We start from the raw sequence: 20,093 nt of genomic DNA, 5'->3' as shown, positions 1-20,093 counted from the left end.
AATAAGTCGCTTGAGTTACGAGCGACTTATTGTTTTAGATACACAAAATTAACAATCTGATAAACAGAAGATTAAGTTAAACATGTTAGAATTGTTTAGAATTGCACTCAAATGAAAGCGTATCCCCACATCGACTTAGGCACTGGATATATTCAGGTTTCGAGATTGCCTTTTGATCAGGCTTTGAGACTTAGGGAATGGTTGCCACAAACAAGTTTTGTTAGGCTTAATTTGCCCGATCAAGTTTTAGAGGACTGCATTCAGTATTCAGAATATGAATATTGGTTCGATTTTCAATATTCAGGAATGAACGAGTTAGAATTTGAAATATAAAATTTGAGTGAGAAGAGAAAGAAGTTACGCCTAAGCCTAGGCATTGGCTCTATTTTTTCCAGCCTTTAGCCGCTAACTCTTCTACGCTGTCTTCTACTTTTTTACGCATTTGTGTTTTGTACGCCTTCAGGTTTTCAGCCACCTTTTCGTTAAAAGTACCCACAATTTGAGCTGCCAGAATTCCTGCATTTTTTGCTCCATCTAACGCTACTGTAGCTACAGGCACTCCTCCTGGCATCTGTAAAATAGAAAGCACTGAATCCCAACCATCAATAGAGTTACTAGATTTTACAGGCACACCAATTACAGGCAAAGTAGTTAATGAAGCCACCATACCCGGCAAATGCGCTGCCCCACCAGCACCAGCAATAATTACTTTAATACCATTTTCAATGGCTTTTTCAGCATAGTCAACCATTCTATGTGGTGTGCGATGTGCAGAAACTATGGTTACCTCGAAAGGCACACCCAACTCTTCTAAAACAGAAGCCGCATCAGACATTACACGTAAATCCGACTGACTACCCATGATGATTCCCACTAATGCCTTGCTCATGCTTTTATCTTTAATTCTGCTTTTACGAAATTAACTTTTTCATTCAAATCTTCTATGCTACTTGCGGTAACTGTAGCATGCCCCATTTTGCGGTGAGGTTTAGTAATTCTTTTTCCATAAAGGTGTACATGGATACCTTCTTGGCTTAGTACGTTTTCCATTCCCTCATACTTTGCAGGCCCTTCAAAGCCAGCCTCACCTAAAAGGTTTACCATTGCTGCGGGCTGTACAATTTTGGTGCTACCCAAAGGCAAATTTAAAATGGCTCTTAGGTGTTGTTCAAATTGAGAAGTCTCGTTGCCTTCAATAGTTTGATGACCGCTATTGTGAGTTCGTGGGGCTATTTCATTCACCAATATCTCTCCCTCTTTTGTCAAAAACATTTCAATGGCCAGCAGACCTACCATGTTCAGTTTACTGATTAATGTTTTGGCAATTTCTTGTGCTTTGTTTTCAATACTCTGGCTCACAATGGCCGGTGAAAACAAATATTCAACAAGGTTCAATTCTGGGTGAAAAACCATTTCAACGGTTGGAAAACAGGTTATTTCACCCTTTTCATTCCTAGCAGCGATCACCGCTATTTCCTTTTCGAAAGGAATAAGCTTTTCAACAAAACCGGGGGCATCAAAAGCTTTCTCTAATGCCTCTTCGGTACGAATAACTTGCACTCCTCGGCCATCGTAACCACCAGTGGCCAGTTTGTTTACAAAAGGAAGGAAGTCTGTGTGTTTTGCGACATCGGCTTTAGATTGAGTTTCAATAAAGTCGGCTGTAGGTATTCCGTTTTCTTTGTAAAACCTTTTCTGAAGTGTCTTGTTTTGAATCAACTCAATTGCCTCAGGCTGTGGAAACACCTTTTTACCCTCTTTGGCCAGTTGCTTCAAAGCTTCGGTATTTACATTTTCAATCTCGATGGTAATTACATCTTTGTCTTTCCCAAAACTGTAAACCGTATCAAAATCAGTGAGTTTTCCGTGTGTAAACGAAGTGGCAATTTCTTTACAAGGCGCGTTTGCGTCTGGGTCTAATACGTGTACATTAAAGTTGAAATCTATGGCTGACTGAATCATCATTCGACCCAACTGACCTCCTCCTAAAACTCCTATTTTGAAATTAGAATCAAATACCGACATGCTTGCTTTTAATGGAATGCGGGCAAATTTAATCAATAATTTCTATTCCCATTTTTTGCATGAGCTTAGTTGCGTTAAAGCTTTTGCAAAGGCCTGGAGTAAGTGTATAATCAAATATGATATCGTCATTTTGAATTACACTATTAAAGCTGTAATTCTTAATGCCTTGAAGCTCTGTAGTTATTTTACCAAGCGTTAAATCATGTGTGGAAACAAAGCCAAAGGCGTATGATTTATTCAATTGCCTGATTAAAGCGATAGCTCCAGTATGTCGGTCTTCTGAATTGGTCCCTTTCAAAACCTCATCAATCATAAATAGTGTAGGAGTTTCTGTGTTGATAGAACCCAGAAGCTGCTTCAATCTTTTCAATTCAGCATAAAAAGAAGAAACGCTTTCTTCCAAATCATCCTGAGTACGCATGCTGGTAAACACCTGAAGTTTAGAAATATTCATGGACTCGGCACAAACTGGCGCGCCCATTAGTGCCATAATTGAATTCACACCCACAGTTCTTAAAAATGTACTTTTCCCACTCATATTCGAACCCGTAATTAAACAGATTCCACCCTTTCCAGAGAAATCAAAATCATTGCTTACCCTCTTTTTAGCGTTTAGCATGGGGTGACCCATTTGAGTGGCTCTAATCACAAATGGTTCTGTTTCAATGGTAGGAAAAACAGCAGTTGGGTTTGAAAAGTAGTATGCACCAAGGCTATTCACGGCTTCAATTTCACCAATGGCCTCGAACCAAGATTGGATATCTTCTTTTGTTTTCTCTCTCCATTTTTCTGCCTGGATCAACCAAAAGATATCTAAAGTAAAGAGCGTATTGAATATCTGATACATCATGTTAGCCCGATTGTGCAGGTTATCTAAAATAAACTGGAGCTGGTTTATTACTACCGAAGCATCTTTACCATCGGTTTGAAGTTTCGCCTTCAATTGCTTCATTAAAGGCGATGTCAGTTCTTGTTTTTCAATCCAAGCAATTTGGGCTTCGTAGGCCTTCAATATTTTATTACTGAAAATGGTTTTCTGAAATACATCTCCCGCATATTTAAATACTGTGGCTAAAACACCAATATTGATGAAAACCGCTAAAACAGGAAGTCCGATTGGGGCAACGCCTATCGAAGAAAGTACAATACAAGTGACAGATAGCAGTGGAAAAATAAAAATTGCAAGTCGGTAAAACGCTTTTGTTAACAGAACATTAGGCTCTTTTATCCAAGAAAGTAACGGCTCAATGTTTGCCTTTTCTTCATTAAATGCTCTTCCGCTTGCCTGAATATTTTGTCTCCAGTCTACTAATGGTGCTACTTCTTTAGCGGCCTCTTGTCTCAGAAGTATTTCATCTTTATTGGCAGGTGTGCTAAGCCAATTTGCCATAGTTACTCTACCGAAAGCAGTCGATGCACGATTGATTAATTGAAAAAGTGAATGCCTGCCAAAAACATCTAAGTCAATATGGTATTCATGAAGTGGATTAATAAACTCAGCTCCATCATCTAAGGTCGCAAGTTTCATTTCTAACCTTTGAAGTTCTTCCTCATTCACTTTAAACAGAGCTTCGGTAAAATCTAGTTGTTTCTTTACTGCGAGATGCTTTTTCAGCAAATAGAAAAACAGCAGAATAAAAACCACAATGGTTGCTGTTATACCTTGCGTAATTTTAGCATTTGCAAACAAGGTGATTAGAATGATTGCTCCAAAGAAAGAAGATACCCTCAGCCATGCCAGTGAAAGTGATCGTTTCTTTAGTTTATCCAGACTAAGCCTAAACTGCTCTGCCCTCTCGTTAAAAATTTTTTCCATTTTGTTAATTAGCGGTTTAAATGCGGCTTTGGATAAAATAATGGGAATAAAAAACCAATCTTACCATTCAGGCGTATTTATGTTCAAACATAGACACCACAGTTTACACTTCTACAAAAAACATCAATTAATTAGTATGCAAACACGTGAATTCATTGGAATTTGTTTTTTCTTTTTATCTTCAACGCTGCTGAAATCTTAAAGAGTGTCGTTAAACGAAAATCAACTTCTTGCTGCATTTGCCAATGGCGATAGACGTGCTTTTGAGCATCTATTTAAAGAGCATTACAATGGTGCTTGTAGGTATGTATTTAGAATTCTTCGTGATGAAGACACCTGCGAAGAAATTGTACAGAGTACTTTCGTAAACCTATGGGAAAAACGAGAGATGCTTAAAGAAGACATCAACTTCAAATCATACTTGTTTAGAGCCGCTTATAACACTGCCCTTAATTATATTAAGCATGAAAAGGTGGTCAATAAATATGTAAATAATAAGCAAGATTCTATAGAAATCAGCATCCAAAGTTATGTAAGTCATCAGCCTGATTTTGAACTACAAAAAAGAATCGATGACGCAATTGAGGGCTTACCACCTCAATGTCAAAAAGTATTTAGAATGAGTAGAGAGGAAGGCTTAAAATACCATGAAATTGCAGAAGAACTACATATATCAAAAAAGACTGTTGAGGTACATATGGGGAAAGCACTTAAGTTATTAAGAACCCAACTTCAAGATTATCTGGTTTTTTTTCTGCCTGTTGTAGTTTTGTTATAGGGGAATAAATTGTCAGGGTTGTTACATTAACTGACAGAAAGAAGGAAATGATGGAAGAGTTAGTGGCCAAATACTTGGCCAATGAACTAAACACTAGCGAACGAGCCGATTTTGAATCGCAATTGATTCAAGATGAAAAGCTTAGACTCGATTTAGAGGCCTATGCTAAAGTGCTTGATTTAACAAGCAATGAGGATAACACAATCTTCAATGCGGATACCGCATGGAATAAAGTAAACGAACGCACAAAAGAGACTAAGGTTGTAAAAATTCAAAGGACTAACTTTAGTTTCTTAAAAGTTGCCGCCACTTTGTTGGTACTCGCTGTTGCTGGTTATTTCATTTATAACTCTACCCTGAACCAAGAAGCTGAAGGTACAGAATTAGCCTCAGTACCCCATGGAATCAAAGAATTTACATTGCCTGATGGGTCATTAGTAAAATTAAACGCTAATGCTAAACTTACCCTTTCAAAGAGTTTTGGAGACAGCAATCGCAATGTGATTTTAAGCGGAGAGGCAAATTTTGACATTGTTCGAGATGAAAAAAAACCCTTTATAATAGAAGCAGGAAACAGTACAGTAAAAGTTTTAGGCACTAGTTTCAATTTAACAACCGATGCTGAAGATGGTGTAGAGTTGGATGTTACTGAAGGCTTGGTGGAATTTTCTTCAACAATTACAGGAGCCAAAGAACAAGTAGCCAAAGGACAAAGTGCCAAACTTGATAAAACAGGAAAAGTACTACAGAAGAAGGAAATGAAAGACACTAACTTTAGCGGTTGGTGGACAAGAAAACTTGAATACGATGACACTCCTTTAAGTGAAGTATTCAAAGATTTAGAAGACACTTACTGGGTAGAAGTTGACTATAATGAAGCCATTGGCGCTTGCCCTCTAACTTCAACTTTTCAAGGAGCTACTATTGAAGACGTAATTAAGACTATTGTAGCCACTTTCCCAGAAGTAAAGCTCGTTTCCTTTAAAGAAAATCAAATAAAATTAGACGGAAAGGCCTGCTATCATTAAATTGTTGCATGCTCAGGGGATTTTTGGTTTCCATATACGCATTTTGGTGTATTAATGCACAAGCTCAAGACAAGTCTAATTCTATTTTAGACTTTCAATACGTTGTTGAATTTGACAACGTAACGCTTAGTGCGGCTTTACGTCAATTGAACCGTCAGACGCAAATCAATTTTTCGTACAATACTATGATCATTCCGAAAATGGATAAATTTTCGGTGACGTATGATAGTGTATCCTTACGGTCGATTTTAGATGACATTCTATCAAAAGCCAATCTATATTACAGAGAGGTCAACGGAACGGTAGTAATCCTTAAACAGCCCTCCACAGACCGAACAATAAAGGGGCAGGTACTTGATGCCGAAACACAAGCTCCCCTTCCCTATGCCAACGTATTTATCGATAATAGCACCTTTGGAGTTCCCACAAATAGAGAAGGCTATTTTGAAATTCGTAATATCCCCTATATAGCCTTTAACCTAGTAGTTTCCTACGTGGGTTATCAAGCCAAGACAATTCCTTTCAACTATTCGCAACCCTTAGAAAACAATCGGTTTATTATTGAAATGAATGTTGACGAAGTAGCTTTAGAGCCTGTTGAAGTCTCGGCCAACAAGACCAGAAAGCAGCGAAAAAGTGATCGGAGACTCTTGAAAAGGTTTGAAGAAGACTTTTTAGGAAGAGATAACAATGCTAAAGATTGTAGAATTGTGAATCCTGAAGTGCTTGATTTCTTTATACTGGATTCATTAAATAACTATGAGGTAACAGCTAACGACAAACTATATATAGAGAATTACGCCTTAGGCTATTCTATTAGCTATATGCTGGAGGAATTTACTTTTATAAATGGCACTAAAACTTATATTGGAAAAGCTCAGTTTACAGAGCTTGAACCAAAATCTAGAAAGCAAAATAGTAAATGGGAAGCAGCTAGAGAAAAGGCCTATTTGGGGTCTGTAAATCATTTTTTGAATTCATTAATAGAAGGCAGAGTTGCAGAAGAAGGGTTTTTAGTAAATACGGTTCAGTTCGACTCGGTAACTTCAGAATACAGCACACCTTTGAACCCTGCCAAAATTTCAGAAATCATAAAACTTGAGCCAGCTGAAAAAGAGCTAGAGTATAAGTTGATAACCTCTTCTGACATAGAAATTACCTACACAAAAGATTATGAAGATGAAGAATATAAAAAGCTTTTCAGAAGTAAATCCAAAAGTGGAAACTATAAATACACTGACCAGAAGTCAAGGTCTACCATTTCATTAAGCAATGATCAAAGCCTAACAAGTTACCAAGTAGTAGGCATGGACATCAGTGATGTACCGCTGTTTCAAAAGTCAGTAATTCTGTTTCAAGAAAAACAACCATTAATTGCCTACCCCGGCTATTTTAGTAGTAAGCGAGCTGCCCTGTACCTCGGCTGGTGGACATGGGGTGGTTTTTCGGTAAAGCTACCGTTAAACTTTAGGCCAAAAGAATCAGACCAATAATCTTGGCAGTTACGTTTAAGAGAAAATATTATAGGTAATAAATGCCGATATATAAGCCACTGCTGTCATATATACCGTTTGAATTATTGGCCATTTCCACCCTTTAGTTTCTCTATACACTATAGCCAAAGTACTCATACATTGCATAGCAAAGGCATAGAAAACCATTAAAGAAAATGCAACGGCAGGGGTATACATGGGGCCGCCAGTTTCAGGGTTTTTCTCTTCTCTCAACCTTTCCCTAATCGTTACTTCATCGTCATCGCTGGCACCAATACTATATATCGTAGACATGGTACCTACAAAAACTTCTCGCGCTGCAAATGACGTGATAAGGGCAATTCCTATTTTCCAATCATAACCAAGCGGACGAATTGCAGGCTCTATAATTTTACCAAACGAGCCAGCTACAGAATGTTCGAGTTTATAAGAGCTTAGTGCTACTTCATACTCTTCTTGAGAAGCGTTTTCTCCTACCTGCTGCCTAACGTTTTCTTCCGCATTTCGGAAATTATCGTTGAAACCATAAGATGCCAACACCCATAATACAATAGAAATAGCGATGATTATTTTTCCAGCCTCAAGCACAAAAGTTTTACTCTTGTCATAAATCGTGAGCCCAATATTTTTCCAGCTTGGAATTTTATAGCCCGGCAGTTCCATAATGAAATATGATTTCTGGCCAGTTTTTAAAATAAGCTTCATTACATATGCCGAACCAATTGCTGCTAAAAACCCAAGTAAATAGAGTGCTTGAAGCACCAAACCTTGAAGATTGAATATGCCCAAAACTTGTTGTTCAGGAACTACCAAACCAATTAAAATGGCATAAACTGGTAACCTAGCCGAACAGCTCATAAATGGGGTTACAAAAATTGTGATGAGCCTATCTTTCCAACTTTCAATGTTTCTTGTTGCCATGATTGCCGGAATTGCACAGGCCATTCCGCTTATTAATGGCACCACAGATTTACCATTTAGCCCTACTTTTCTCATCAGTTTATCCATAAGAAAAACTGCTCTCGACATATAGCCGCTTTCTTCTAGCAGCGCTATAAATGCAAAAAGAATAGCAATTTGAGGTATAAATACGAGTACGCCAGCAAGCCCTGCTAAAACGCCATCTGTGAGCAAGTCTGATAAAATTCCTTCTGGAAGAATACCCTTTACCCAACCGCTAAATTCAGCAATAGACCCTTCAATAAGGTTCATAGGCCCTTCTGCCCAAGCAAAAATGGCTTGAAAAATAAGCATAAGCACCGTAAAGAAAATGAGGTAACCAAAAACAGGATGGGTTACTACCCTATCTATTTTCTGGCTTACCGATTTCTTAAGTGGATCGCGAGAGTTCTTTACATTACGATCTACGATATCGGAAATGAATTGGTACCGACCTAAAGTTTCTTGTGACTGAGTTGGAACATCATAAAAGCCATTCTCATCCTTAATTTTAGCAATTCTTTCCTTCTCTTTGTCATTCAAGAAATTCAACCTTACCGACTGCTGCGCATATTGATAAGCACGGTAATTTTCGGTGAGGTCAAATTCGGTTTTTATTGCGTCTATGGTTTTAGGCGCTAAATCATAAATATCGTAGAACGGCCTTTTACTTTTTACTAAAGGCTGAGTGAGAGCTTCTTTTAAAGCTGCAATTCCATCTCCAGAATGAGAGTTTGTAGGGATTATCTTAACTCCTAAATCAATGGAAAGGCCTCTTAAATCGATATTCAGTTTTTTCAACTGAGCCACATCCATCATATTCAACACTAAAACCAAAGGAATACCCAAATCTCTGATTTGAGTAAAAAGGAGTAGGTTTCTTTTTAGATTTGAGGCATCGGTAACTACAATAACCTTGTCTGGGTATTGTGAATGCTCTGGGTCGAGCAGAATGTCTTGAACGATCTGTTCGTCTAATGTTTTCGGATAGATACTGTAAGTACCAGGAAGGTCAATGATTTCGGCCGTAGTGCCATCAGGAAGTTTAGAGAACCCAGATTTTTTATCTACCGTAACTCCAGGAAAGTTGCCTGTTTTTTGATTTAGCCCAGTAAGTAAGTTGAAAAGTGTGGTTTTTCCAGAATTAGGATTTCCAACCAGTGCAATTTTAATTCGGTCTGTGCTTGCCATGTGCTAATCTTCAATCATGATACAGGCCGCTTCATCTTTTCTGAGCGATAAGCAGTAACCAGAAACACCAATAGCAATCGGGTCGCCAAACGGAGCTATCAGATCTACAGAAACTTCTGTGCCAGGCAGACAGCCCATTTCGATTAGTTTTACGGAAAGAGAGTCATCTTTAAACCCATTTATAATTCCTCTCTCGTTTTTCTTTAACTCTGCTAGACTTCTCACGGCTCTATGCTTATTTAGATTAAATATAAACAGCCGCAATTTACTAGAGTCAACGATGATAACAAAATACTGATGCCTTTTAGGTTAATCTATTTTAGCAGAGGTAAAGAAAAACTTATTCTGGGCTCAGAATCCACTCAGAATGTTTAAACGGTTGCCATTTTACTTTGGCTAGATCCACTTCAGGGTCAATAATTACTTGCCGGCTACTTCCATTCAAAGAAACACTAGTGTTAGCATAGACTTCAATTCCAGTAATTCCTTCTTTAGCATAATGCTTTTTCATCCATCGGGTCATTTGCAAAATCATGTCCGGCTTTGATGCCGCAGCTGCTACTTGCTTAGATGTAAAAAACTCTTTAGGATTTACCTGCCATGTTCTATTGCTTTCAGGATGCTTGATGTCAAAAGACAAGCTTCCGTATTTCACTCTCAGCATCATTCTCCAAGCAAGCCTATGCCCTTCTTCGGTCCAAAAGACATCCCCTTTATATAGATGATGACGTAAAGGAAGATAAATTTGAAAACCAAAATAAATGGCAAAAGCCACTGCCAAGGCTAACCTACCCGCCTTAAGTTTTGTTTGTTCATTATTTGAAAGTGCAATTAATGTTTTCCTTGGGAAAAAGGTCTTTCTGATGGTTTCTGGGTTGAAAAAAAACACTGTGAGCCCAATCATCATAAAAGGGAAAATGCCAATTTGAAATACTACTGCATTGAATAAATGAAAACCAATTGAAACAATAAATGCCACTACTCTTGTTTTCTTCCATAGCAAAAAATAAACAATTAGAAGATCGAAGACTACACCACCTATAATTACCGTTTTTTGAAGCCATTGTTCTTGCAAAAGATCACCTATTAACCAATAGCCTCTTTTAGAGCTCATAGCCACTTGAATAAAATGTCCTTCGAGCCAACCGGGGTACAGCTTGTTTAAGGCGGCATACGTGAATACAATCCAGAGCTGTATTATAAAAATGCTGATACACCACCTAGGACAGGTCGTGCTTACCACAGAGTTCCATCTTTTCGCATCGAAAGAAGCATAGGCATGGGCTGGAACACATAACATAAATAAACACAGGAGGATCAGCAGGTAGTAATGATTATTGTAGAAAGATTTCTGCATCCAATACACCAGCGTCCATAGAACAGTAAAGATGCTGAGCGTAAGCCTATAACGATAGCCCACCATGACACAAAGGCCACAAATGGCCATTAAGCCAAAATACACGTACATTCCGCTACCTGGAAGAGGTTGGAGCCATTCTAAACCAATAAGTGTAAACGTAAACTCAGGTTCAATCAGTGCCTGCCTTACCCAACCTGTAAGTATTGCTCCAAAAGTTTCTGCGAAGATTAGAAAACCAAAAATCATCCGAAATAAAACGAGCGGAGAATTATCTACTGGATCGAATTGCTTTTGAATAATTTTAGAAAAGAAATTCAACATACATCTAAGCTATACAATTTTGGAATTTTAAACCGGAGACTTTGGTTATAAAATTATGAAAGAAAAAAAAGTTAAGGTCGAGAAAAAGTCAAAAAAGATAACGAAAAAGGAGGATAAGCCCGTTGAAAAAAATGAAGAAAGTATTGAAAATGATGCTTTCGATTTTGGCGGAATTCCTAAAGATGTTTCATTTAAAAGGAATATTGGGTGCGGAGGCTAATATAAAAATTAGCTCTTTCCTTCTACCAAAACCACAAATTCGCCTTTTACTCCCTTAGCTGTAAAATGAGCCACTAGTTCTGATAACGTGCCTCGAACCGTTTCCTCAAACATCTTTGAGATTTCTCTAGATACAGAGGCTTTTCTATCGCCCAAATGTTCTTTCAGTTGTTCTAAACATTTAATCAATCTGTGAGGCGATTCATAAAGTATAATGGTTCGCTCTTCTTCGGCCAATTTCATTAACCGTGTCTGCCTTCCCTTTTTATGAGGCAAAAAGCCTTCGAAAACAAAACGCTCAGATGGCAATCCTGAATTAACCAAGGCGGGTACAAAAGCCGTTGCTCCCGGCAAACAATTAACTTCTAAACCAGCCTTTAACAACTCTCTTACAAGTAAAAAACCAGGGTCTGAAATAGAAGGAGTTCCTGCATCAGAAATCAGTGCAAACTTTTCACCCGATTCCATTCTGCTAATCAGTTTTTCTACCGTTTTGTGTTCATTGAAGATGTGGTAGCTCTGAAGCGGCTTAGTAATATTATGGTGCTTTAATAGTTTGCCAGAAGTACGCGTATCTTCTGCTAAGATAACATCCACCTCATTCAATATTCTTAAAGCCCTTAAAGTAATGTCTTCAAGGTTTCCAATTGGGGTTGGTACAAGATACAAAGCAACCTCAGACATCTAATTCAAATTAACTGGTCAATTTTGCTAGCCAATTCACGGTCCTTTTCAGTAACGGTATTGCCAGCATCGTGTGTGGTTAGCTCAATAGTAACCGTATTATAAACGTTCGACCAATTTGGGTGGTGATTTATTTTTTCAGCGCAAATAGCCACCTTGGTCATAAAGCCGAAAGCCTCTATAAAGTCATCAAACTCAAATTTTCGAACGAGTTTATTGTTCTTCTCTTCCCACATATCTTAATTTTTAGCTGTAATGATGTACTGATATTCTAGACTTTTAATGTCTGTTTTAATACCTGAGAAACCAGCTTTTTGTAAGGATTGTTCTAATCTTCTACTCGGAACCTTGGCCTCATCTGAAGGGCCTACAGGTATATCGCCATTCTTAAAATCAATAATCACCAAAGTGCCGTCTTTCTTTATTCCCTTTTTTAACCGGCTCAAATATTGGTCTTTATTCGGAATATAGGCGTAAGTATTTACTATCAATACGATATCAGCCTCATTATCTAACAAATTAGGCACATCTGCAGGAGTTAAACGGGTATCTATATTATCGGCCCACTTGCCTACAATGGACTTCTGGTTTTGAATATATTCTAACGAATTTGGGTCGATATCTAAAGCTATTACCTTCTTGGCTTTTCTAGCAATCTTAAAAGTGAAGTAACCAGATCCAGCCCCAACATCGGCTACAGTTTTATCGGTTAAATCGCCCAATAAATTAACTACGAACTCAGGATTTTGCCATTCTGTCCTTTCTTTGTCTTCTTGTAAATCCTGACTTTCATCTAAAGCTTCTGGCACCAATTCCTCTTTCTCAGTAGTAGAATCTACACTTTGTTCTTTTGGCCGACTGGAGCAGGACCAAACTAGAAGAATGAGCAATATGTAAGACAATGATCTCACAATTACAGAGCTATAATTCCCTCAATTTTTGCAGCTTCAAGATAAACTTCAATAATTGCATCGCTAGAGGGCATCATGACTTGAGCCGTGATGCTCACGTATTTTCCCTTACTAGAGGCTTTTGCTTTAAGGTCGTGGCCCGGGAAAAGCTTTTTTACTTCATTTTGCTTTTCTTCTTCCACAATAAACTTAAACATATATAACGCTGGAAAATTAAGGGTACTTTCTAGTTTTTCTTTAAAATTCTCTGAAGTAAACTTTTGCATCATGCTAAGTTAAGGCAGGAAGAGTCAAAAAAAAATCGGCCCGAAGGCCGATTTAATATTTTTAGTAAAATTTATAACGTTTGTCTAAAATTTCAGCCTTTTCTCTGATCGATTGATTCATCTTCAATTGGGCGTTATTTAATGCTCTTTGTTGAATTTGATTAACATAAGTTGTGTAATCAGTAATGGCCGCTGGGGCATTTTTCGATTTCAGCTCCATAATAACAACTCCAACATCGGTTGTAATAGCTTTAGATCTATCTCCAACATTTTTAAGAGCGAAAGCCGTACCTACCGCAGCAGGGGCAACTCCTACGTTTGGTAAAGAATTAGAGCTTAATTTCACTTCAGTATCAGTATAAACTTGCGCTATGGCGTCAAATGAAGCGGCCATATCTGACAATGAACCTGATGCTGATGCAATTTTATCAGTGATGTATTTCGCTTTCTTAGCGTTTTCAACCTTAAGCTTGATTTGACTTCTCACACCACTATCGGTAAGTTTTGCAGTACCGGCTTCTACTTTGGCTCTGTAAACTGCTACAACATATTCTTCTCCTAGGTCGAAGTCTTTAACATCTCCAACTGAAGCTTCTCCGTACAACCAAGTCACAATTTGACGAGCATTTTGTAGTCTACCAATGCTAGAGCTATTAGAGTTAATGTTATTTCCACTGAAAACAGAATAACCGTTTGCAGATGCATTGTTTACAAACTCATCGTAAGAATCAGTTTCCAAAACAAACTGCCCTGCTTTCTGATATGCAACATCAATCGTTTCGTCTGATGGCGTTAATTCCTTAAGAATCATAGCAACCTTATAACGGTTGTTACTTGGCGCACCAGTTACATTCATAATATGGTAACCGAAATCACTTTCAACCACACGGTTAATTACACCTTCGCGATTTACAGAGAAAGCAGCATTTTCAAATGGTTCAGCCCACTGACCTTGTGCGTCTCCTCCTTTTCTGTACCATCCTAAGTCTCCTCCAGAAGGACCTGAAGAATCTTCAGAGTTTTCGATTGCTAACTGAGCGAAATCTGCACCATTTCTAGCCTGACGTAAAATACCTTCTGCTTTGGCTTTTACTTGAGCTTTTTCTGTTGCCGACATTCCCTCTGTTCTTAATAAGATGTGGCTTACTCTTACAAACTCGGCATCACTTTTAACTATATCAGATAATTTGAAAAGTGTATAAATTCCGTTTGATAATTTAGGGCCAATTACATCACCCTTTTTAAGGTTGGAAAGGTTATTAACAACATCATCTGGAAGAGCTGATGGGTCAAAAGTACCGAATCCAATACCTTGTTCTGTATTAATTACGGCTAAAGTAGAGTCATTATCTCCTGTTTCGAGTTGAGCTCGAAGGAGATTCAGTTCTTCAGTATAATAGGCACTATCCGCAGCTGATGGAATCACCGGGAAAGAAATATAGTCGATTGAACGGCTTTCTTCTACTGTGTATTCATCTTTATGCTCGTTCAAATAAGCTTGTAAATCGGTATCAGTAACTTCAGTAATTTGGTTATCATCTACCGCTAAGAAAGGAATGTAAAGGTAATCTAAAGTGATTCCACCTTCTTGTTCCATATGCTCCTGCTGTGCTTCAGCCAAAGTCACATAGTTGGTTTTCAGAATTAAGTTCTGATACTTCGTCATTCGTCTGTTTTCAGCCAAACTGTTCTCAAACAATTGCCATCTAAGTCTAGATTGTGGGTCTAAATCGCTATTCACCAAAACTTGGTTCAAAAATTGACGATCTAACTCTCCTGTTTGAGGGTCTGCAAATTGTTGTAATACTTGAGGCGAAATATTCTTGCCTTGCACCATGTCGATTCTTTCATCGCCAGAAACCGCAATACCAGCCTTATCGAAACGTTTTGTGTAAGCAATTTGAGCAATTAACTGCTCCCAAGCTTGATCTCTAATGGTTTGCATTAAGAACTCATTCGGGTTAATACCGTATTGAGCCATGTAATTTTGTTTGATGCTTTCTACTAGGTTAGCATATTCTTGCTGACTGATTGATTCTCCAGAAATCTCTCCAACTTCTTGCTTATCACTACCCAGAATGGACGACCTACTACTTAAAACATCGGTTAAAACGAAAGCTAAAATCGATGCTCCAACTACGACTACCAAAAGTCGTCCCATCTTTTCACGAAGCGTGTTAATTATTGCCATTTGTACTTATTAATTGAAATAGCCGCAAACATAATTGATTTATGACCTATTAGCAAAAGAAAATACAGACAAAAAGCCCTGTTAATCAGTCTTCTCTGTCTGGCAGGATGCTGAGCATTACACTATCAATCCTAGCATCTTCCATTGCCACTATTTTTATTTTAAACGGAGGAACAGAAATGGTCTCATTTACTTGAGGAATATTCTCAGTAATCGACAGGATAAAGCCTCCTAGCGTATCGTAATCGCCTTCTGGTATGTTGAAATCATACTTTTCGTTCAAGTAATCAACCTCATGACGAGCACTAAAAAGATAATTATTCTCGTCAAGTTGTTGCTCTACCCAGTCTTCATCATCGTGTTCATCTTGGATCTCACCAAAAATTTCTTCGATTACATCTTCTAAGCTTACCAAGCCAGAAGTTCCACCAAATTCATCGACAACGAGGGCCAAGCTCTTTCTTTCTTGAATAAACTGAATCATAAGTTCATTCACGAGCATTGTTTCGGGTACAATTATTATTGGAGTAAGAATACTCTCTATATCCTGAGGCTTTTTAAATAAGGCTAGAGCGTGGCAATAGCCAATCACTTCATCTATATTATTTCGGTACACTAAAACTTTAGAGTGCCCGCTTTCTATGAATTCGTTTTTTAAATCTTCAATAGAATCCTCTAATTCCACCGCAGCAATATCTGTTCGAGGAATCATACATTCTCTCACTTTAACGGTTTTGAATTCAAGGGCATTGTTGAAGATTTTAGTATCCAATTCTACTTTGGATTCTTTAATGTCTTTGTGAGTATTGCGCTGGATGTATGAGCGCAAATCGGTAAGTCCAAAAACTGGGCGATCTTCAGAGAATTTCTGTCTTAGAACATAAACTATGATAAAACGAGACATTTGCTCAATTACCCAAACCAACGGAAACATGATAATGAAAATGAGCATAATTGGCACCGAAAGTATGCTCAATAATCGGTTGGGATTAATTAGAAATATGCTTTTTGGAGTGAATTCTGCAGTAAACAAAACCAACAGGGTTGATAATACGGTTTGAATAAGAAGAACAGCGCCTGGATTATTTAAATACTCTGGCAAAACCCGCATGATGAGAGGTTCTAAAATTAAAGCCATGAAGTAGCCGTAAATAACTAAGGCAATTGTATTTCCCACCAATGCGGTATTGATAAGTCTCGAGGGCTTCTGAGTAAAAAACACCAATATTTTACCACTAAGCGAGCCTTTTTTACTCTGAAGCTCTATTTGGAGCTTGCTGGAGGTTACAAACGCGATTTCAGTTCCAGAAAAAAATGCTGAAAAAATCAGGGTAATGATGATAACCGTAATTTGGTAGTAGTCCATTAATTTTTCTTTTTCCGCTTAGGTGCTGATTTGGCTTGTTCTTCCTGTTCTTTGTGTTTAGACTTCCTATATCTGTATAAAAATAATAGACCTACTGATATCATAAAAATAAAATAGGAATAGGCAATGCCATAGGTCATTGTTTGATGAACTCCAATCACAAATGTGACTACACAAAGTGAAAAGATTATGGTGCCACTAGTTGTTTTCATTTGTCTCTTTAATTTCGAATTCCGAATCCTTTGGGTTTGTTACTGAAAACTCGGAAAAATCTTGTGGGGCGTCCATGCCTGTCCCTTGAATCAGTTCCGTTTCTGTTGTTACAATAAAAAACTGATCCGTATAAATTCTTTCTGTGTTTGGATTCCAGAATAACTCTTCGGTTTTCAGTGTTTGATTTTCCTTTAGGTTTCTAACTACTACATCGCCATTGGCTCTATAAAGTTTTGTTTTTGCATCATAAAAACCTTCCAAAGCCGTAAGCACTGAAGTTGTGTCGCCCTCGCTATCAAAAAAATCAATCCTTATGGTTTCTGGAAACTCTAAATCTCCATTGGAGAAAGTTAATTGTTTATTCCCTTTGATTCCCAGTTTTCGAATAGAACCTTCAGTCATAATGATTTCTACATAATCGGATTCCAGAATAGGACCGTCATACTCTTCCATTTCGGCCAATTTTTTTGGCTCAGAAAAACAGGCCGTAAAAGCCATAATGAACAAAAGTGGTATAAACTTTTTCAATCTCATGATATGAAAAACGGTCTTCCCGAATAGAGAAGACCGCCTTTATTATTATTTAGAAATCAACTATTGCTGATCGGGTCTTTTCTGTAATTTAACGGTTTGCTGTATCCAGCAGCCAACAGTAACGGAGTCTCCTACTTCTTTACCTTCGGTGAAAATTTCTCCACCACTTGGGAATTGTGCCTTTGCTTGACTTGCTTTCAGTTGATTACCTCCTTTAATATAATAATCGTAGGCAACAATATATCTAGCTCTATCATTTACTTGGCTCTTCTCTTGATTACACTCATTACTTTGCCACACCATATCACCAATCAAGGTGTACATTTCTTCTTTCAAAGTTGGGTCAATTTCAACAGCAGCAATGGCAATTTTTCTAGCTTCAGCTTTATTTCCTTCAAGGCGCTCCATTAAAACAATCTGCTTCATAGCTTTACCCTTGTCAGTGTTATCTTCAGCAATTTCTATGGCCTTTTCGTAGTATACTTTAGCGTTAACATAATCTTTTTCTTTAAGATAAGTTGAGCCAAGCATGTTAGCAATACCATATTGAGGTTTAGTTTCTAATACCGTTTTAGCGGCATCAATAAACCAATCGGCATCTGTACATCCGCCATTGAATGCATAAACAAATATTTTGTTTGCAAGCTCTTCATCGTTAGGGTTTGCCTTAAATTCTGGAACAAGCTTTTCTACAATGAAATTACAGTCGATTAGGTTAAGGTCTGCTAATTTTTTATCAACAAACTCTTTTACCGCATCCATACTTTTAGTGCTCTTATTCTGGCTTTTCGCCTTTTGAATTTGATAATCAATGTGCTCAGTACATGTATTGTAGATTTCAATAAGCTGATCATCAGTAAGACCAATGTCACGTGCATAACCTAAAACGGCAGTTTGCATATAGTAACGCCCAGTTGAGTAGAAGCCTTCATTACCTTCAAGCTCATAGGTGAGTTTAAATAAGTCTAGAAGATATTTCGTTTTATCGGCATCCTTAATATAATACTTGTAAGCAGAAATAGCCTGACGACCAATGTTGTCTTTCTTTGACTCAGGGTAGGTTTCAAAGCGCATATCATATAATGACATTACTTTAGCTGCCGCTGCTTCTTTTTCAGCCTCAGTTTTACCATTTTCCCATGATTCGTCCCAAATCGCGATTCCTTTAATATAAGTTGACTCACTTAATTCAGGGTAATTCTCTAAAATATATTCCAGATGACCTTTAGCGGCATCATAATTACCCGCCTTTTCGGTATCGCTAAACAAAGTCCATTTTGTTTGTGCATCACTTCTTTTTTCTGGGTCTTCTGGCCATTTGAATTGAGCCATAGCAGAGTACCCAGAGGTAATAATGATCAAGGTCAATAAAAATTTAATTCTCATAATACTGTAGTTTAATTATACTTTTGTCTTGCAAACCATGTCTGGTCTTGCAAGCTAAATCCAATGCTCAACTTAAGGTAGTTTTCTCTTATTAACCCATCGGTTACGTTACCTCTATTTCCAAAGGTAGCTCCTAAGTTTACGTTTGAAACACCCCATATTCCGCTCAGCGGTAATGACGTTCCAAAATTTATACCAAAGTCGTTTACCTCTTGTGAATTGACTAAGTAAGGAGTCCTCTCGTAATGAACCCCGAATCTATAGGTTATTCTGGGGCCAGCCTTTGAAACTTCGTAGTTTGGTAATAATTCTCCACCAACGGCAATTCTAAAGGCATCTCCGAATTCAGAACCTGTTTGGCCAGATTCATTCAAGTACTGACTCCATGCTTGAGTTTGTATATCAATCCCGACTGCAAACCTCTGTGATTTTTCATATGAGATACCAAAACCAATGCGTTGAGGAATAGAGATTTTTGAATCAATGTTATTCTTAAGGGTATCACTCGAGAGAACATTTCCGTTAATATCTTGGCTCTCTAATCTAGTTAGATTTCTACTTCTAATATTGGCCTCTAAATTATAGAACGCTCCAAAATTCAGTGACTGCCTTTCGTTAAACTTCAGTTTATAAGCCAAACCAACATTGGCTGTAACATCCGAGAAACTTCTTCTTTCATTATAAATCGTGCTACTAAAGGTAATTGCTGGAATACCCGTTAAAAGATATTCGGTGTCTCTTTCGATAGAACCAAATAAGTATGAGGTTTTAAGGCCTATCATAAAATCCCCAAGCCTCAGCGCATGAGTCATGAAAGCCTCGTCTATACCACCGTTACCATCCAATTGAGATAACAAGGTTGTATTATCTGGCCCAGTAGTGGTTTGAAGAATACCATAACTAACAGATGTATAAGGGCTTATTCCTAAGGCCATATTCCATTTACCATATTTAATGGGTAATGAAAATCCAAAATCTTTGAATCCACCTGTAAACGAGCTATAGCTCTTGTCGCCATTGTTATAGGTTCTTGAATCAAAAGAAGCCTCTATCTGAAAGACTGCGTCATAGTTAGAGGCAATCAGAGCAGGGTTGAGGTTGTTTACATAAAACCTGTTGTTGTAACTAATGCCGAAACCTCCCATTCCCGCATTTTGGGAGTAACCGCCCCAGTTTATGTCACCTATTCCAAAAGCAGAATAAGAACTTTGAGTAAACTGCGCCTTAAGAGGAGCACAGAATAAAAATGCCCCTAAAAGGGCCGAATATTTAATGATATTTTTGAGCATTGCTTAACCTAAACACATTCAGTCCAACGAGCACTAATTTGAGGGTTACAAATATGTCAGCTTTTCTTTTAGATTCAAACCTT

Annotated in this window: 21 protein-coding genes; 5 read left to right on the top strand and 16 right to left on the bottom strand. The window is 37.9% G+C overall.

Going from position 1 to position 20,093, the window contains the following annotated elements; translation table 11 throughout:
- The first annotated feature begins 111 nt into the window (after positions 1 to 111).
- Positions 112 to 333 carry a hypothetical protein gene (locus OB69_RS11810; protein WP_053223946.1) on the top strand — a complete coding sequence of 74 codons (222 nt, stop codon included), beginning with the start codon at positions 112 to 114 and terminating at the stop codon, positions 331 to 333.
- Between the two features lie 49 nt (positions 334 to 382).
- Here OB69_RS11810 and purE read toward each other — a convergent pair whose 3' ends face one another.
- From purE to OB69_RS11795, 3 genes are read right to left on the bottom strand one after another with little or no spacing between them, the layout of a single operon-like run.
- A complete protein-coding gene (purE, locus tag OB69_RS11805) occupies positions 383 to 889 on the bottom strand; it encodes a 5-(carboxyamino)imidazole ribonucleotide mutase (RefSeq protein ID WP_053223945.1) in 507 nt (168 codons plus the stop codon).
- The gene (locus OB69_RS11800; RefSeq protein ID WP_053223944.1) at positions 886 to 2,025 is read right to left on the bottom strand and encodes a 5-(carboxyamino)imidazole ribonucleotide synthase; all 1,140 of its coding nucleotides are present in this window, start codon (positions 2,023 to 2,025) and stop codon (positions 886 to 888) included. The genes purE and OB69_RS11800 overlap by 4 nt, the downstream gene beginning before the upstream one ends.
- 28 nt (positions 2,026 to 2,053) lie before the next feature.
- Entirely contained in the window at positions 2,054 to 3,841 is a 1,788-nt protein-coding gene (locus OB69_RS11795; protein ID WP_053223943.1) for a MutS-related protein, read from the bottom strand.
- Positions 3,842 to 4,046: 205 nt separating this feature from the next.
- On the opposite strand from OB69_RS11795, the gene OB69_RS11790 reads away from it, so the two are divergent.
- Genes OB69_RS11790 through OB69_RS11780 form a run of 3 tightly spaced genes read left to right on the top strand, consistent with a single transcriptional unit; the run spans position 4,047 to position 7,140 of the window.
- Positions 4,047 to 4,619: an RNA polymerase sigma-70 factor gene (locus tag OB69_RS11790; RefSeq protein WP_053223942.1), complete on the top strand. Its 573-nt coding sequence runs from the start codon at positions 4,047 to 4,049 to the stop codon at positions 4,617 to 4,619.
- Between the two features lie 47 nt (positions 4,620 to 4,666).
- Positions 4,667 to 5,647 (top strand): FecR family protein, encoded by a 981-nt coding sequence (locus OB69_RS11785; RefSeq protein WP_053223941.1) that lies wholly within the window; start codon positions 4,667 to 4,669, stop codon positions 5,645 to 5,647.
- Positions 5,648 to 5,655: 8 nt separating this feature from the next.
- Positions 5,656 to 7,140, top strand: a complete 1,485-nt coding sequence (locus OB69_RS11780; RefSeq protein WP_053223940.1) for a carboxypeptidase-like regulatory domain-containing protein — start codon at positions 5,656 to 5,658, stop codon at positions 7,138 to 7,140.
- Between the two features lie 15 nt (positions 7,141 to 7,155).
- Here the strand turns inward: OB69_RS11780 and feoB are convergent, their stop codons facing one another.
- From feoB to OB69_RS11765, 3 genes are all read right to left on the bottom strand, one after another.
- Positions 7,156 to 9,270 (bottom strand): ferrous iron transport protein B, encoded by a 2,115-nt coding sequence (gene feoB / locus OB69_RS11775; protein ID WP_053223939.1) that lies wholly within the window; start codon positions 9,268 to 9,270, stop codon positions 7,156 to 7,158.
- Positions 9,271 to 9,273: 3 nt separating this feature from the next.
- Positions 9,274 to 9,495, bottom strand: coding sequence for a FeoA family protein (locus tag OB69_RS11770; RefSeq protein WP_245620809.1), 222 nt, complete (start codon positions 9,493 to 9,495; stop codon positions 9,274 to 9,276).
- 115 nt (positions 9,496 to 9,610) lie between these two features.
- Positions 9,611 to 10,951 (bottom strand): HTTM domain-containing protein, encoded by a 1,341-nt coding sequence (locus OB69_RS11765; protein ID WP_053223938.1) that lies wholly within the window; start codon positions 10,949 to 10,951, stop codon positions 9,611 to 9,613.
- A 55-nt stretch (positions 10,952 to 11,006) separates the two neighbouring features.
- Between OB69_RS11765 and OB69_RS18610 the strand changes: the two genes are divergently transcribed.
- Positions 11,007 to 11,171 carry a hypothetical protein gene (locus OB69_RS18610; protein WP_157608561.1) on the top strand — a complete coding sequence of 55 codons (165 nt, stop codon included), beginning with the start codon at positions 11,007 to 11,009 and terminating at the stop codon, positions 11,169 to 11,171.
- Positions 11,172 to 11,179: 8 nt separating this feature from the next.
- Here the strand turns inward: OB69_RS18610 and rsmI are convergent, their stop codons facing one another.
- From rsmI to OB69_RS11715, 10 genes are all read right to left on the bottom strand, one after another.
- The gene (rsmI, locus tag OB69_RS11760; protein ID WP_053223937.1) at positions 11,180 to 11,854 is read right to left on the bottom strand and encodes a 16S rRNA (cytidine(1402)-2'-O)-methyltransferase; all 675 of its coding nucleotides are present in this window, start codon (positions 11,852 to 11,854) and stop codon (positions 11,180 to 11,182) included.
- A 5-nt stretch (positions 11,855 to 11,859) separates the two neighbouring features.
- A complete protein-coding gene (locus OB69_RS11755) occupies positions 11,860 to 12,090 on the bottom strand; it encodes a 4a-hydroxytetrahydrobiopterin dehydratase (RefSeq protein ID WP_053223936.1) in 231 nt (76 codons plus the stop codon).
- A gap of 3 nt (positions 12,091 to 12,093) precedes the next feature.
- A complete protein-coding gene (locus tag OB69_RS11750) occupies positions 12,094 to 12,756 on the bottom strand; it encodes a class I SAM-dependent methyltransferase (RefSeq protein WP_185096904.1) in 663 nt (220 codons plus the stop codon).
- A gap of 11 nt (positions 12,757 to 12,767) precedes the next feature.
- Positions 12,768 to 13,034, bottom strand: coding sequence for a DUF493 family protein (locus OB69_RS11745; protein WP_053223934.1), 267 nt, complete (start codon positions 13,032 to 13,034; stop codon positions 12,768 to 12,770).
- A 58-nt stretch (positions 13,035 to 13,092) separates the two neighbouring features.
- Positions 13,093 to 15,222, bottom strand: a complete 2,130-nt coding sequence (locus OB69_RS11740) for a peptidylprolyl isomerase (protein WP_053223933.1) — start codon at positions 15,220 to 15,222, stop codon at positions 13,093 to 13,095.
- Between the two features lie 85 nt (positions 15,223 to 15,307).
- The gene (locus OB69_RS11735; RefSeq protein WP_053223932.1) at positions 15,308 to 16,588 is read right to left on the bottom strand and encodes a hemolysin family protein; all 1,281 of its coding nucleotides are present in this window, start codon (positions 16,586 to 16,588) and stop codon (positions 15,308 to 15,310) included.
- Positions 16,588 to 16,800, bottom strand: coding sequence for a hypothetical protein (locus tag OB69_RS18715; RefSeq protein ID WP_053223931.1), 213 nt, complete (start codon positions 16,798 to 16,800; stop codon positions 16,588 to 16,590). The genes OB69_RS11735 and OB69_RS18715 overlap by 1 nt, the downstream gene beginning before the upstream one ends.
- Positions 16,787 to 17,329, bottom strand: coding sequence for an LPS export ABC transporter periplasmic protein LptC (gene lptC / locus OB69_RS11725; protein WP_185096903.1), 543 nt, complete (start codon positions 17,327 to 17,329; stop codon positions 16,787 to 16,789). The genes OB69_RS18715 and lptC overlap by 14 nt, the downstream gene beginning before the upstream one ends.
- 66 nt (positions 17,330 to 17,395) lie before the next feature.
- Positions 17,396 to 18,721 carry a tetratricopeptide repeat protein gene (locus OB69_RS11720; protein ID WP_053223929.1) on the bottom strand — a complete coding sequence of 442 codons (1,326 nt, stop codon included), beginning with the start codon at positions 18,719 to 18,721 and terminating at the stop codon, positions 17,396 to 17,398.
- A gap of 11 nt (positions 18,722 to 18,732) precedes the next feature.
- Positions 18,733 to 20,010: a hypothetical protein gene (locus OB69_RS11715; RefSeq protein WP_053223928.1), complete on the bottom strand. Its 1,278-nt coding sequence runs from the start codon at positions 20,008 to 20,010 to the stop codon at positions 18,733 to 18,735.
- Between the last annotated feature and the right edge of the window lie 83 nt (positions 20,011 to 20,093).

It is taken from the genome of Roseivirga seohaensis subsp. aquiponti, assembly GCF_001267955.1.
GTDB classification, from domain to species: domain Bacteria; phylum Bacteroidota; class Bacteroidia; order Cytophagales; family Cyclobacteriaceae; genus Roseivirga; species Roseivirga seohaensis.
Note: the sequence above shows the minus strand (reverse complement) of the source record. Positions and strands in the feature narration are given on the sequence as shown.

Bases quoted from the DNA above. Each gene is read 5' to 3' on its own strand.
- OB69_RS11810 (WP_053223946.1), top strand. From the start codon at position 112: ATGAAAGCGTATCCCCACATCGACTTAGGCACTGGATATATTCAGGTT.
- purE (WP_053223945.1), bottom strand. From the start codon at position 889: ATGAGCAAGGCATTAGTGGGAATCATCATGGGTAGTCAGTCGGATTTA.
- OB69_RS11800 (WP_053223944.1), bottom strand. From the start codon at position 2,025: ATGTCGGTATTTGATTCTAATTTCAAAATAGGAGTTTTAGGAGGAGGT.
- OB69_RS11795 (WP_053223943.1), bottom strand. From the start codon at position 3,841: ATGGAAAAAATTTTTAACGAGAGGGCAGAGCAGTTTAGGCTTAGTCTG.
- OB69_RS11785 (WP_053223941.1), top strand. From the start codon at position 4,667: ATGATGGAAGAGTTAGTGGCCAAATACTTGGCCAATGAACTAAACACT.
- OB69_RS11780 (WP_053223940.1), top strand. From the start codon at position 5,656: ATGCTCAGGGGATTTTTGGTTTCCATATACGCATTTTGGTGTATTAAT.
- feoB (WP_053223939.1), bottom strand. From the start codon at position 9,270: ATGGCAAGCACAGACCGAATTAAAATTGCACTGGTTGGAAATCCTAAT.
- OB69_RS11765 (WP_053223938.1), bottom strand. From the start codon at position 10,951: ATGTTGAATTTCTTTTCTAAAATTATTCAAAAGCAATTCGATCCAGTA.
- OB69_RS18610 (WP_157608561.1), top strand. From the start codon at position 11,007: ATGAAAGAAAAAAAAGTTAAGGTCGAGAAAAAGTCAAAAAAGATAACG.
- rsmI (WP_053223937.1), bottom strand. From the start codon at position 11,854: ATGTCTGAGGTTGCTTTGTATCTTGTACCAACCCCAATTGGAAACCTT.
- OB69_RS11755 (WP_053223936.1), bottom strand. From the start codon at position 12,090: ATGTGGGAAGAGAAGAACAATAAACTCGTTCGAAAATTTGAGTTTGAT.
- OB69_RS11745 (WP_053223934.1), bottom strand. From the start codon at position 13,034: ATGATGCAAAAGTTTACTTCAGAGAATTTTAAAGAAAAACTAGAAAGT.
- OB69_RS11740 (WP_053223933.1), bottom strand. From the start codon at position 15,222: ATGGCAATAATTAACACGCTTCGTGAAAAGATGGGACGACTTTTGGTA.
- OB69_RS11735 (WP_053223932.1), bottom strand. From the start codon at position 16,588: ATGGACTACTACCAAATTACGGTTATCATCATTACCCTGATTTTTTCA.
- OB69_RS18715 (WP_053223931.1), bottom strand. From the start codon at position 16,800: ATGAAAACAACTAGTGGCACCATAATCTTTTCACTTTGTGTAGTCACA.
- OB69_RS11720 (WP_053223929.1), bottom strand. From the start codon at position 18,721: ATGAGAATTAAATTTTTATTGACCTTGATCATTATTACCTCTGGGTAC.
- OB69_RS11715 (WP_053223928.1), bottom strand. From the start codon at position 20,010: ATGCTCAAAAATATCATTAAATATTCGGCCCTTTTAGGGGCATTTTTA.